Source organism: Parageobacillus toebii NBRC 107807 (assembly GCF_003688615.2).
GTDB lineage: Bacteria > Bacillota > Bacilli > Bacillales > Anoxybacillaceae > Parageobacillus_B > Parageobacillus_B toebii.
Map to the genome: position 1 here is coordinate 2475766 of NZ_CP049703.1, position 13268 is coordinate 2489033.

Annotated in this window: 10 protein-coding genes and 2 pseudogenes; 10 read left to right on the plus strand and 2 right to left on the minus strand. The window is 44.2% G+C overall.

The window, feature by feature from the left end:
- The first annotated feature begins 151 nt into the window (after nt 1-151).
- A pseudogene (locus tag DER53_RS12595) lies at nt 152-1101 on the plus strand (IS630 family transposase).
- A 225-nt stretch (nt 1102-1326) separates the two neighbouring features.
- Here the strand turns inward: DER53_RS12595 and DER53_RS12600 are convergent.
- On the minus strand, nt 1327-1512 hold the full coding sequence (locus DER53_RS12600) for a hypothetical protein (RefSeq protein ID WP_062754105.1): 186 nt from the start codon (nt 1510-1512) through the stop codon (nt 1327-1329).
- Between the two features lie 546 nt (nt 1513-2058).
- Between DER53_RS12600 and DER53_RS12605 the strand changes: the two genes are divergently transcribed.
- The 4 genes from DER53_RS12605 (at nt 2059) to DER53_RS12620 (ending at nt 4266) form a co-directional block, all read left to right on the plus strand.
- Nucleotides 2059-2439 carry a GNAT family N-acetyltransferase gene (locus tag DER53_RS12605; protein WP_221215273.1) on the plus strand — a complete coding sequence of 127 codons (381 nt, stop codon included), beginning with the start codon at nt 2059-2061 and terminating at the stop codon, nt 2437-2439.
- Between the two features lies 1 nt (nt 2440).
- Nucleotides 2441-2938 (plus strand): GNAT family N-acetyltransferase, encoded by a 498-nt coding sequence (locus DER53_RS12610; protein ID WP_062754102.1) that lies wholly within the window; start codon nt 2441-2443, stop codon nt 2936-2938.
- A 15-nt stretch (nt 2939-2953) separates the two neighbouring features.
- A complete protein-coding gene (locus tag DER53_RS12615) occupies nt 2954-3451 on the plus strand; it encodes a GrpB family protein (protein ID WP_062754100.1) in 498 nt (165 codons plus the stop codon).
- 89 nt (nt 3452-3540) lie between these two features.
- Nucleotides 3541-4266 (plus strand): tubby C-terminal domain-like protein, encoded by a 726-nt coding sequence (locus DER53_RS12620; protein ID WP_062754098.1) that lies wholly within the window; start codon nt 3541-3543, stop codon nt 4264-4266.
- Nucleotides 4267-4303: 37 nt separating this feature from the next.
- Here DER53_RS12620 and DER53_RS12625 read toward each other — a convergent pair.
- Nucleotides 4304-4480, minus strand: a pseudogene (locus DER53_RS12625) (MBL fold metallo-hydrolase); the annotation flags it as partial.
- A gap of 453 nt (nt 4481-4933) precedes the next feature.
- On the opposite strand from DER53_RS12625, the gene DER53_RS12630 reads away from it, so the two are divergent.
- The 5 genes from DER53_RS12630 to DER53_RS12650 all read left to right on the plus strand — a co-directional run bounded on the left by DER53_RS12630 (nt 4934) and on the right by DER53_RS12650 (nt 13267).
- Complete coding sequence (locus DER53_RS12630; RefSeq protein ID WP_062754374.1) at nt 4934-6394, plus strand: NADH dehydrogenase subunit 5; 1461 nt, start codon at nt 4934-4936, stop codon at nt 6392-6394.
- Between the two features lie 3 nt (nt 6395-6397).
- Nucleotides 6398-9043 (plus strand): DUF2309 domain-containing protein, encoded by a 2646-nt coding sequence (locus tag DER53_RS12635; protein WP_062754094.1) that lies wholly within the window; start codon nt 6398-6400, stop codon nt 9041-9043.
- 251 nt (nt 9044-9294) lie between these two features.
- On the plus strand, nt 9295-9609 hold the full coding sequence (locus DER53_RS12640; RefSeq protein WP_062754092.1) for a phasin family protein: 315 nt from the start codon (nt 9295-9297) through the stop codon (nt 9607-9609).
- A gap of 53 nt (nt 9610-9662) precedes the next feature.
- On the plus strand, nt 9663-11336 hold the full coding sequence (locus tag DER53_RS12645) for an ABC1 kinase family protein (RefSeq protein ID WP_062754090.1): 1674 nt from the start codon (nt 9663-9665) through the stop codon (nt 11334-11336).
- A 524-nt stretch (nt 11337-11860) separates the two neighbouring features.
- Nucleotides 11861-13267 (plus strand): cytochrome ubiquinol oxidase subunit I, encoded by a 1407-nt coding sequence (locus DER53_RS12650; protein ID WP_062754088.1) that lies wholly within the window; start codon nt 11861-11863, stop codon nt 13265-13267.
- The last annotated feature ends 1 nt before the right edge of the window (nt 13268 follow it).

Consider the following 13268-nt stretch of genomic DNA (forward strand, 5'->3'; position numbering starts at 1 on the left):
ATGAGTAAATCAAAGGAGCGGAAGAAGAATGAGGAAAAAAGGATTACAAATTACAAACGATCATGGTTGGACGATCGAACGCCTTCAAGAACAGGAACGCAAAATGAAAAAGGCGAACATGGCAAAACGAATTGCAGTCATTCGTCTGATTATGCAAGGCTATTTGGGGATCCAAGTCGCTGAGCTCTTGAATCTCCACCGTGAGACCGTTTCGATTTACGTGCAAAAGTTTAATCAAGGTGGGATGGATGCGTTATTAGAACGTCGATACGCCCCGGGCAGAAAGCCGTATCTATCTCCAGAAGAAGAACGGGAATTAAAAAAAATGCTGGAAGAAAGCACTCCTGCCGATGAAGGATACGGCATTGAAACGGGCTGGAATACCCGGATTATTCAACATGTGTTAGAAGAGAAATTTTCTGTCACCATGTCCCGTGGCGGTATTGGTGATATGCTTCATCGATGGGGATTTCGCTATACACACCCTACGTATACCCTCAAACGGGCCAATCCACAAAAACAAAAAGAGTTTCAACAGGAGATGGAACTCATAAAAAAAACTTGTCCGACAACATGGTCATAATCTATGAAGATGAAAGCCATATTCGGGATTACCAAACTCTACGGGCCACATGGAGTGTTAAAGGGCGTCAAAAACAAATCCCTACGTATGGACATCACGCAACCGTTAGCTTATTAGGCGGTGTGAATATCAAAACGGGGGAATTTCACTGTATGGAAACCAATCAATGCAATGCACAGGCTTTTCTGCAATTTCTTCAATACACATTGGACCAGTATCCGGATAAACATGTCGTGATGGTCTTGGATAACGCAAAAATTCATCGTGCCAAAATTCTTCAGCCTTTTCTACATGAGCACGAAGAACGGTTGACTTTGATATTCTTACCTCCGTATTCACCGAATTTAAATTTGGTCGAACGGATTTGGGGATGGCTGAAAGAGAGCGTGATTGCCAATCGGTTTCATGCCAATCGAAAAGAGTTGCGGGAATCGATTGTTTCGTTCTTGGAGCATCTCACTCAATTTCCAGAAAAAGTGCTCCAACGCATTGGACAGATAGTTATGTCGGAAAATTAATCTGAATCTATATAAGCTTTTTATTCTCTCTAACGCATGTTATGCTACAAAATGAAGGGGAAGTGACAGAATATTTCTATTTAGACGTGTTATGATGGTATCATGGATGTTTTGTTGAAGAAAGATGTCACTTCGATCGAGGAGGCGTTTTTTCTTTTAAGAACTTCTTAGTGCTAGGTGAATATTAGAAAAATAGACTCAGGCAAGAGCCTGAGTCCATAAAATTTATTTTCCTGCTAGGGCCATTATTCCTTTAAATATGAGGATTAATGAAAAAACAAGAACAGCTACAATCCCAATTAAAGATGTTATTGGTTGTATACCAGCTAAAGGTGAACCGGCTAAAGGAAGGTTTATTAGTGCAAAACCAGCAAGAATGCAAGCTAAGAACAAGAACACGAATTTATCCATGCTTCTTCCTCTTTTCAATGACAATATATGTATAAGTAGGAGAAATCGTTCATGAAGAGTGAACAATGGATAATTCTAGGGTATCCATTTTTGGATGCCTTTTTAGTGAAGTGATATGTTGAATAAGCAACAAAAAAGGAAGTTGACACAGATCAAATGAAAAAATGAGGAACTGGTATAGAATGATTTGCTGGATTTAAAGGGTGTTCATAGAGATACGTACAAGAGAGTAAGATGGGAGTTTAGGAGGAAATGACATTTAAAAACTTTCGTGAGTCATGACGTGTCACCATTGACAAGTTTGATGGATTTATTAGATAAAAATGGATTTTTGTGGATTGTGTGATGGGAATGTATTTATAATTGTTTTTGAACTGTTTTAATTTGATATTTCTGTATTGTTCGCAATCGATCATTGTAGCGTATCGAACAAAAAGCTAGACCGAATTGAAATTTACTTAGGAAAGAAACGAATTCGAGACAGTAAGGGGGATCGAGGTGAACATTCACGTCTATAGAGATTTATCCAAGGCGAATTGGCAAGAGATGAAAGATGTGTACGAATCCATCGGGTGGACGAAACATTCCGAGGAAATCATTCAACAGGTGTTTGAAGCAAGCAACGTGATTGCGCTTGCGGTCTATAACGGACGCATCGTTGGGTTTGGCAGGGCGCTTTCCGATGGAGTATTTAATGCGGCGATTTACGATGTCGTCGTTCATCGTGATTTCCAAGGTCATGGCATCGGAAAAGCAATTATCGAGGATTTGCTTGAGCAGCTTAAGCACGTTTCTTGCGTGCATTTAATTGCCACTACCGGAAAAGAGAAGTTTTATCAAAAAGCAGGGTTGAAAAAACTGAAAACCGCTATGGCGCGATATCGAAATTTTGATTTGGCGCGGGAATATTTGGAGGAGGATAGATAAGATGAACGTAAGGCATGCGACGGTAGACGATGCAGAAGAGTTGGCACACCTCATCTTGCAAGTAGAAAAAGAAGCAGAATTTATGCTGTTTGAGGCAGGGGAACGAACGCTCACTCCAGATCTGCAGAGAAGCCAAATCGAAGCGATGCAGAATGAGGAAAACTCCACGATATTGGTGGCAGAGGCGGACGGAAAGCTAGTTGGATATTTAGTCGCAAGAGGAGGGCGCGCGAGACGAAATAAGCATACGGTATATATCGTCATTGGCGTGCTGGCTTCGTATAGAGGAAAAGGAATCGGTACGATGCTGTTTGCCGAATTGGAGCGTTGGGCTCGCACGAAAGGCATTCATCGGTTGGAATTAACGGTAGTCGTCAACAATCAACGCGCGGTATCGTTATATCGCAAAATGGGGTTTGAACAAGAAGGGATCAAACGGCATTCTCTGTTGATAAACGGAAAATATGTTGATGAATATTACATGGCCAAATTGTTGTAATTAGGAGGAAACAAAATGGAACTTGTTCATTTTTTAGAGCAAAGCTACTTTCACGAACAAGCAGAAAAAACATTTTTGGAACAGAAGGAAAAAATTTTGCGTCTGTTGCCGGAAGCGGATATTCAGCACGTTGGAAGCACGGCGATTCCCAATAGCCTCACCAAAGGGGATCTTGATATTCAAGTGCGGGTTCCTGCGGAAATATTTACTGTTGCTGTAGAGAAACTGTCCGCTTTATATGCAATCAATGAGGGAAGCGTGCAAACGGACTATTTCCGCGCATTTCAAGATGATACGACCGATCCGCTATTAGGTGTCCAACTAACCGTTATCGGTTCTGAATTAGACATCTTTTGGAAATTCCGTGAAGTGTTGTTGGCGAATGACACATACAGAGCGGAATATGACGAATTGAAAAAGGCATACGAAGGAAAAAGTATGGAAGCGTACCGGGAAGCGAAACAACGGTTTTTCGCGCGCCTGATGGAAACGCCGGAATTTCAGCGGTTGTAAGGACGATAGGAAAATGGAGCGTTGCTGTGCGAATGAAACTTTTTCCACTTCTCTTTCGTCTACTGCTATTTGGAGAGGAGAGAGAAATTTTGGGGAGATTATGGTTATTTTTCGTTGTTGCATCGATTGGAATGGCCTTGCGTTTTTTTGTTTTAGGAAAATTTGAATGGGGACAGCTGCTTATTGTCTCGGGATTTCTAGCAGGGGTGCTATTGATTTTGGGAATCGAACGCTGGCAGGCTTGGCGTGATGCCTCTTATGAAGGGGCGGAAGACGAAGATGTTTGGCATACGCATATGGCGGAACGATTTTGGACTGGAAAAAAGCGCTTGTTTAAGGGAACGAAAAAGATGGGGGAGTTTTGGCGCTTCTTTCCGCTTCCATGGCAGCGCATTGTTAATAGTATTTTGTCCGATCAAAATCAGTGGTATTTAAATTTGTCTTTTGCATTTGCGGACGGAACTTCGGTACAAATCATAGAGCAGCGGGAAAAACTGTTTCGTGTGAATGATACGTGGCATATTGTGCAAAATGGAGCGGTTGTCGCAGTGGCGCGTACGGATTATTCATGGAAAAACAAGTTGAAGCTGCGTGAGCGCATGATCGTAGAGATACAGGGAAAAACGCTGTTTTTTCAGTCGCCGGAAATGGTTTCCCGCACGGAAGTCTGGTTAGATGGAAAAATGATCGCCGAAGGGAAACGTTCGCGGCTGTTGCGCTGGCGTTATACGTTTCGGGTGAACGAAGGTTATGAAGAATGGGAACGATTGCTTGTTGCGGCGTATGTGCTATTCAATTACTCATATCACCAGTAAAAGTGGCGCCTCCCGCTGTTTACAGGAGGCGAATTCGTTATTGAACATATTTTCCATAATCCGGCATGGCGATTTGGTCAAACTCGCGCGCTAACTTCGCTAATCCTTCCCGCAGTTTTTCACCTGATACTGGCGCTCCATGTCCTGTAATAGCTGTTTCTGGCTGCAATGCCGCCAGTTTTCTTACCGATTCGCGGGCGGCGTTCCATCGAATGTCAATGATACTATTCCACTTCTTTTCGTCGACTATGCGGCAGGTGTGCTCAGCGAACGACTGCTGAAGAGTGGCCATCCGCTTTTGTTTTGATGTAAAAAAGTTGAACGAACATAGGTATTGACAAACTATACGTTTCCGTATAGATTAAATAACATAATAATAAAATCTGAATGTTCCGTATTCGGTAGACTTTCAAACAGTCCGTTTAGAGCGGAGTGGTTGAAAGTAAACCGAAGAACAGTAATACGTGCATTTGGTAGATCTTCAAAAAGCCTTCATAGGCTCGTTGAAGATAAACCGGCTATGTGTACTCGATGCCATTCGTGTACCCTTTTGATGGAAAAGGGAAAACACGGTGGATAGAGGACGACATAGCCGGTTTTTTTGTTGCGGAAAAGAGAGAGGGGGATTCGGTTGGTTTGGTTCATCTTGTTATTCGCAACGGTTGGAATGGCTCTTATCAGTTCTTTATTGCTTCTAGATCGGCGCATGCCGCTATATTATGTGCAGGTGCATGTGGGAGTGATGGTGTTGCCGATTGCTGCGGCGTTAGCGGGGCTGATTTTCGCTGATCATCATGCCGCGGCCGGATTATGGCGTTTTGATATTCTCGCCTGGTTTATGGCGCTGTTTATTTTGACGCTCGGCTGGATGATAGCGCGTTTTTGCCTCCGTTATTTGCATGGCGACCGTGCGTATCGTAAGTATTTTTCCCTGCTTACTTTTACGGTCAGTACCGCGGCGCTGACTTGGATGAACAATGATATTCGTTTGCTTGTTCTTTTTTGGGGCTTGCCGCTATTGGGGCTTGCGCAGCTGACACGATTAAAAAGGGAATGGCGTCCGGCACGAACAGCGGCGGTGCGTATGGCTATGGTATTTTCACTAAGCTGGCTTGCGTTGTTTGCTGCTGGTTTGTGGTTATGGAGTGCAACCGGACACTGGCAGCTGTCGCTTGCCTTGTCCTCAGAAAGCATCCGCCATCTCGAATGGTGGGAAAAAACAGGGGTGAATGTGCTGCTTATATTGGCAGCGATCATTCCAGCCGGACAATGGCCATTTCAGCGCTGGCTGTTAGAGTCGGCGGTTACGCCAACCCCGATTTCAGCAGTAATGCATGCTGGTTTGATCAATGCGGGCGGTCTTTTGTTGACAAGATTTTCTCCATTGTTTAGCGGTGATATATCGCAAATGTTGCTGCTGGTTCTCGCCTCCATTTCGGTGCTCATCGGCACAGGAATTAGTTTTGTTCAAGTCGACTATAAACGGCAATTAGTTGCCTCCACGATGGCGCAAATGGGATTGATGCTCATTCAATGCGCGTTAGGCGCTTATGTTGCGGCAGTCATTCATTTAGTGTTGCACGGTTTGTTTAAAGCGACATTATTTTTACAATCTGGTTCGGTCGTTCCGAATCCGAATAAAACCATCCATCGATCACGAAACTTGTCCAAAACATGGCTATTTGCCGGAGCGGCAGCTGGTCTTGCCGTAGGAGTAATGTTTTGGCTTACGTCACCAGAAGAAAACGCAAAATTGTTAAGCGCCCTTATTCTTGGATGGTCGCTTGCGTTTGTCTGGGGGAGGATCGCCGTTTTCGAAAATGGACGAACGATCGGATTAATCGTATTGGCAGGATTAGCCTTAGCATCTGGAGCGGTGCACGTTAGTTTCATGAAGCTATTGCATACGTCGGTGCCGTTATTTAGGACATCTATCATCACAGAAATGGCAGCTGTCTTTATCTTAATCGCTGGCGGATTGGCAGGCATATGGTTTTCCACACATCGTTCATCAGATTCATTTGTGCGATTGTATATGTGGCTCGTCCATATTGGCGAACCGCGTTCCGAGTCGGTGGAAAGCCATCCGCATTACCTTGCAGCTTATTTGAAGAAGGAGAGGATTTAGGGGATGAATACGACAACCGTATCACTCGAACGTCCTAATGTGCATGAGCGACGGAGAGAAAATGTCGCAACAGATATAAATGTAAACGCGCTTGTCAAAAACGCCAGCAAGGCAATTGCCCCGCTTTGGCCGATTGCCACGTTTGTCGCGCGTCATCCATGGATGGGGCTAGAACACTTTTCGTTTGAGCAAGTTGCGCATCGCTTAAAATTATTGCGAGATATTGATCTTTACCCAAGCATGTCCATGTTTCGCGCGGCTCAACGGAAAGGGGAACTGAATCCGAAGTTTTTGGAAATGCGGCTTCAGCGCTGGCTTGATGAGCAGCCGCTGACGATGCCGCGTGAGGAAGCGGAACGTTTTTGCCGCGCTGCGCTTTTACACGAAGAAATTCCTAACGAGCTGTTAATGTCTTCATCATTAAAAAGTTTGGCGGCAAAAATGAAAGACATGCGATTCCGATACGACTTCAAACGTTTACTAATCCGACCGCTAAGCCTTCTCCTTGAAGAGCAAGGAGAAGAGAAATGGGCGCGTATGCTTGACCATCAAATGATCAAATGGTGCAAATTATTTTTAGATGAATCGCAAGCTTCATGGACAATGCCATATCGAGAAAAAGGATTTTATTACGCATGGCGGAAGCTTGTGATCAACGATCCATCATTACGCAAACAGCAGCGCGAGAGATTGCAAGATTTGCCGCATGATGCCGAAGAAGCATTGCGACAAGCGTTGATGTTGCTCGGCATACCGCATGGCGCGATGAAAGACTATTTGGAAGCGCATCTTCTTTCCTTGCCTGGTTGGGCAGGAATGCTGCTGTGGCGTTCGCAGCAGTCCGGCCAAGCGCATTTGCTACTTATTGATTATTTAGCAATTCGTCTTTCGCTTGAGTGGGCATTGATCGCTCCGTATTTGCCATTTGCGAAACAAAAAGATGACGACGAAACGTTTCTCCTTCCGCTTCTAGCCGCATGGATGCATTGGGGAGGATTGACGCCAAAAGAGTGGCTGCAATTGCCACAGGCTGAGCAGAAAGCACGTTTATCGTTTGCTTATCGTTTCGACAAAATCGTTCGCGGCAAGCTTTGGCTCGAGGCATGGGAAGATACGCAAGAGGTGCAACTAAAGGAGATGATTGCATCCCATTCCCAAAACAACGAGCCAAAACAAGCAGCCGCGCAGCTTATCTTTTGTATGGATGTTCGTTCTGAGCCTTTCCGTCGTCAGTTAGAGCAGGCAGGACCATTTGAAACATACGGGTGCGCTGGTTTTTTCGGTCTTCCCATCAAAACGCGTGAACTAGACAGCAGCCATGCACACGCTTCTTGCCCGGTGATTGTAGAGCCGCAGCATGAAGTTCAAGAATTTACATCGGCAGAGAATGTAAAAAAATATCGCGGGCGGCGGAACGCGCTGCTTTCGGTCAGCCACACGTTTAAGAAAATGAAGCAGCATTTGTTTGCGAGTTTGTTGCTTCCAGAGGTAAGTGGACCGTTGCTTGGTTTGCATACGCTTGCTCGAAGTATAGCGCCAAGCGGAGCGGGACGCGTATTTCACCAGTTTCAAGACAATTGGGCGCAAAAGCCGGCAACAGAACTTTCGCTCAATCGGGAATCTTCTTTGGAAACAACAGAAACAACGGATCTTCCAGTAGGTTTTTCTACCGAGGAAAAAGTACGATACGTATATCAACTATTCAAAGGAATGGGGCTCACAAGTCGATTTGCGCCGCTTGTTGTTGTCTGTGGCCATGAAAGCACAACAACGAACAATCCTTACGCCTCTTCGCTTGATTGCGGTGCGTGCGGCGGGGCAGCCGGAGGATTCAATGCTCGTGTGTTTGCCGCGCTATGTAACCTGAAAGAGGTGCGGGAAGGCCTTGCAAAGGAAGGAATCGTTATTCCAGAAGACACTGTTTTTGTTGCTGCCGAGCATATGACAACGGTCGATGAACTTTGCTGGCTTTATGTACCAACGCTTTCGGAAGCGGCTCAAAAAGCGTTTGATATGCTGCAAGGAAAGCTGGAAAAAGTAAGCCGCAATGCGAATAACGAGCGATTGTCGAAGCTGCCGGGCTTAGAGGACAAGAAGAAAGATCCGCTTGCCGAAGCACATCGCCGTGCGGAAGACTGGAGCGAAATCCGTCCGGAATGGGGGCTTGCCGGCAACGCGGCGTTGATCATTGGCCGCCGCGAGTTAACAAAGCATTGTAATTTAGAAGGGAGAGTATTTCTCCATAGCTATGACTGGCGCAAAGATCCATCCGGCGAGGCGCTCGCCAACATCATCACCGGGCCGGTGACAGTGGCGCAATGGATTAATTTGCAATATTACGCATCGACTGTCGCCCCGCATTATTACGGAAGCGGAAACAAAACGATGCAAACGGTCACGGCTGGGATCGGCGTCATGCAAGGAAACGCAAGCGATTTGCTCGCCGGGCTTCCGTGGCAGTCGGTCATGTCGTCTGACGAAGAAATATTCCATTCTCCGCTTCGGTTGCTCGTCATTATCGAAGCACCACAGCAAAATATCGAGCGTTTGTTCGAAGACGATCCTCATTTCCGCAGAAAAGTGAAAAACGGCTGGCTTCGCCTTGTTTCTATCGACCCGGACAGTGGTGAGTGGAAAGCTTGGAGATGATGGATTTGTTGATGAAGGCACTGACTTTGCAAAAAAGTCGGTGCTTTTTTATATAAACAGGTGCGTTTTTCTTATTGAAACAGAAGACAAATCTTGATTCATAAAAAGACAGTCTAAGAGGAAATCTATAAAAAGCGGGGAAATGTTTTATTGGTCAATGGGAGGGGCGATTTCACGGAGAATAGGAGCGCTCGACACAACGTTGTGAAAGTGATATCATGATGTAAAAACTTAAAGGAGGCTGCAAGCTTATGAGCATTCTTAAAAAAGGACTGGCGTTTGGACTCGGATTGGCGTTAGCGAGCAAGGAGCAAGTGGAAAAATTAATTGATGAGTTGGTGAAAAAAGGAGAATTGTCGCTTGAAGAATCGAAGGATATCATTGAACAGTGGAAGCAGCAAACAGACGAAAGAAAAGCAGAATTGCAGCGCATCGTGCGCGAACAGATCAAACAAGTGATCGATAAATTCGATTTGGTGACGAAAGACGAACTGCAACAATTAGAACAACGAATCCGCCGCTTAGAAGAAAAATTAGAAGAAAAATTAGAAGAAAAAGAAGATTAGTAATCGAACAGGGGTCCCACGGGGGCCCATGTCCATTAAGGGGGCTGGACGGATTGATTGGAAAAAGAATGCGCCATATAAGCCGTTATCGCGATATCGCTGTTGCATTGCTCCGCCATGGCTTTGAAATGGTGGTTGAGGAAATCGGCTTTTCCCAGTTTCTTTCCCTTCCGCAACGGCTGCGTGTAGGCAAAAAGAAGGATGAAAAAACGATTGGCGAGCGCATCCGCCTTGTGCTCGAGGAACTAGGCCCGACCTTCGTGAAATTAGGTCAGCTGGCTAGCACGCGCCCCGATTTAATTCCAGAACACATTATTCGTGAACTGGAAAAATTGCAAGATCAAGTCCCGCCTTTTTCGTTTGCCGATGTTCGCCGCATTATCGAGGAGGAGTTGGGGGAAGAGCTGGACCATATTTTTCGTTCTTTTGAGGAAGTTCCGCTTGCCGCTGCCTCGATCGGGCAAGTTCATCGAGCGGTCCTTCATTCCGGTGAAAGGGTAGCGGTGAAAATTCAGCGGCCGCATATCGCATCGGTCATAGAAACAGATTTGGAAATTCTTCAAGATTTGACCGCTCTTGCGGAACGCCGCTTGGAGTGGGCGGAGCAATATCAGATACGTGATATATTGGACGAGCTATCGAAATCGCTTCGTCTAGAGCTCGATTACACCGTAGAGGCGCGCAATGCCGAGAAATTTTCCAAACAGTTTCAAAGCGATCCAACTATTTATGTGCCAAAAGTGTTTTGGGACTATTCAACAAAAAAAGTACTGACGATGGAATATGTAGAAGGTATCAAACTCGGGGAACTTGAGCGGCTGAAACAACACGGCTATAACTTAAAAATTCTAGCGGAGCGGCTGGCGAAGGGAATGTTCCAGCAAATTTTTATGGAAGGCTTTTTTCATGGAGATCCCCATCCGGGAAATGTGTTAGCTTTGTCGGGAGACGTGATTGCGTTCATTGATTTCGGCATGGTAGGGAGAATCACTCCAGAAATGAAATATCATTTATCTTCCTTAATTATCGCTTTGATGCGCCAAAGCACCGATGGAGTCATGAAAACGATCGGAGATATGGGCTTGGTGACGGATGAGGTAAATGTAAGCCAGCTGCGTGAAGATATCGAGCAATTGAGAGAAAAATATTATCATATTCCGTTGAGCAAAGTCAGTCTCGGCGAGGCGGTTCAGGATTTGCTTCATGTTGCATTTCGCCACTCGATCCGCATCCCAAGCGATTTAACGTTGTTAGGGAAGGCGCTATTGACGGTGGAAGGGATCGTGGAAAAATTGGATCCCGACTTTAGTATTATCGACTTTGCCGAACCGTTTGGCCGCCAGCTGCTAAAGGAGCGGATGCGGCCGAAAAACGTAGCAGAAATGGCATGGAAACGCTTTTCCGATTATGGGGAACTGCTTGTGGATTTGCCGAAAAATATAAAAGAATTAACGAGACTGATGAATCAAGGGAAAGTACGCCTGGAGATCGGCATCCCTGACCTGGATTTTCTATTGAGAAAATTAGACCAAATCAGTAATCGTTTATCGTTTAGCATTGTTTTGCTTTCCTTCAGCATCATTATGGTTGGCATTATCATCGGCTCGTCGATGGGAAGACAATCGACATTATTGTGGAAAATTCCGGCGATCGAGATTGGCTTTTGCATCGCTACCTTAATGTTTTGCTGGCTTTTATATTCGATTTTTAGATCGGGAAGATTTTAAAAGGATATTTCCTTCTTTTTTCTTTTGGTACCAGTACTATATGTTTCGCTTTCAAATGTGATTATGTACTTGCCCCCTGTCAATCATCTATTTATGGATAACTGTTCCATCAATGATGCCAACTTCTGCTTTTTATAGCGATTTTTAATATATGTATAAGATCTTTTACGAATTTCGTCGTAATTTTGTAACACATTTGTCAAACTGTCAAAGAATTTATGATCGTTTTTTTGTTATAGTATTGGTAAGTTTCTCGTTCAATAGATTTGTTTTTGTCACTTCGGAAAGTAGCCAGTTTTTTGTACAGTTTTTATGTTACTCATGTTAATAATGTTTAATTTTGTGAATTTATGAACATGATATCACCTTAGATCATGCTCTAATGAATTCTTAAGGGAGGAATGCGATGGGGTAAGTGCTAGTTATGTGAAGTTTTGAACATATAGTTAGTTATGTGAAATTATGAACATGACATCGCCTCAGGCCAATTCCGAGGAAATACTTAACTTAAAGGAGGAACTACGATGGATCCAGTAATGTTGGCAAGGATACAATTTGCTTTGACTACAATCTACCACTTTTTCTTCGTGCCGCTTACCATTGGTCTAGCATTTATTATCGCTTTGATGCAAACATTATACGTAGTGAAGAAAAATGAGATTTATAAAAAAATGGCGAAATTTTGGGGACATTTGTTCCTGATTAATTTTGCCGTAGGGGTTGTAACAGGAATTATTCAGGAATTCCAATTTGGGATGAACTGGTCGGATTATTCTAGATTTGTCGGTGACGTCTTCGGGGCCCCCCTAGCCATTGAAGCATTGCTTGCCTTCTTTATGGAATCTACCTTTATTGGCCTTTGGATTTTTGGATGGGATCGTTTGCCTAAAAAAGTGCACTTGGCAAGCATTTGGCTTGTATCTATTGGGTCTATGCTTTCCGGTTTTTGGATTTTAACGGCAAACTCCTTCATGCAAGTGCCTGTTGGTTATGAAATTAGAAATGGCAGGGCGGAAATGGTTGATTTTCTTGCGCTTATAACGAATGGACAATTATGGGTGGAGTTTCCTCATGTCATCACAGGTGCATTGTGTACTGGAGCATTCTTCATTGCTGGTGTAAGTGCCTATAATCTATTAAAAAAGAAACATGTTGATTTTTACAAAAAATCCATGAATATCGCCTTAATCATTGGTTTCATCGGCAGTTTGGGGACTGCTTTCACCGGACATGCCCAAGCGCAATATCTTGTAAAAACACAGCCAATGAAGATGGCAGCTGCAGAGGGGATTTGGGAAGATACGCCTGATCCTGCGCCATGGTCAGTATTTGCCTTGATTGATACAGAAAAACAAGAAAATAAGTTTGAACTAAACATTCCTTATGCATTAAGCTATTTATCTTATTCTAAATTTGAAGGCAGCTTAAAAGGAATGAAAACTCTCCAAGCTGAATATGCGGAAAAATACGATCCAATCGTTGGTGAAGGTACAAATTATATTCCTCCAGTCAAGACGACGTATTGGAGCTTCCGTTTAATGGTTGGCCTTGGTACAGCGATGATATTGTTATCGATGATTGGTCTGTATCTGTGGAAAAAGGGACGAATTGAGCAAAGCAGTATGTTCTTGAAAATCCTAGTTCCTGCTATTTCATTTCCGTTTTTGGCAAACACTTTCGGATGGATCATGACCGAAGTGGGTCGTCAGCCATGGACGGTATTTGGATTGATGACGACAGCTGACGCTGTATCACCAAATGTTTCTGCAGGGACCGTTTTATTTTCCATCATTATGTACACACTGATATTCACGATTCTTGCAGGCGTGATGGTTTATTTGATGGTTCGCGAAATTAAACGAGGACCGATAGAACATCAAGATGCAAATTCAACGGTATCCATAGATCCATTCAGTAAGGCAGGTGTTTAAG

Excerpts from the sequence above, each read along its gene's own strand:
- DER53_RS12600 (WP_062754105.1), bottom strand. The coding sequence starts at position 1,512 with ATGGATAAATTCGTGTTCTTGTTCTTAGCTTGCATTCTTGCTGGTTTT.
- DER53_RS12610 (WP_062754102.1), top strand. The coding sequence starts at position 2,441 with ATGAACGTAAGGCATGCGACGGTAGACGATGCAGAAGAGTTGGCACAC.
- DER53_RS12605 (WP_221215273.1), top strand. The coding sequence starts at position 2,059 with ATGAAAGATGTGTACGAATCCATCGGGTGGACGAAACATTCCGAGGAA.
- DER53_RS12615 (WP_062754100.1), top strand. The coding sequence starts at position 2,954 with ATGGAACTTGTTCATTTTTTAGAGCAAAGCTACTTTCACGAACAAGCA.
- DER53_RS12640 (WP_062754092.1), top strand. The coding sequence starts at position 9,295 with ATGAGCATTCTTAAAAAAGGACTGGCGTTTGGACTCGGATTGGCGTTA.
- DER53_RS12650 (WP_062754088.1), top strand. The coding sequence starts at position 11,861 with ATGGATCCAGTAATGTTGGCAAGGATACAATTTGCTTTGACTACAATC.
- DER53_RS12635 (WP_062754094.1), top strand. The coding sequence starts at position 6,398 with ATGAATACGACAACCGTATCACTCGAACGTCCTAATGTGCATGAGCGA.
- DER53_RS12630 (WP_062754374.1), top strand. The coding sequence starts at position 4,934 with ATGGCTCTTATCAGTTCTTTATTGCTTCTAGATCGGCGCATGCCGCTA.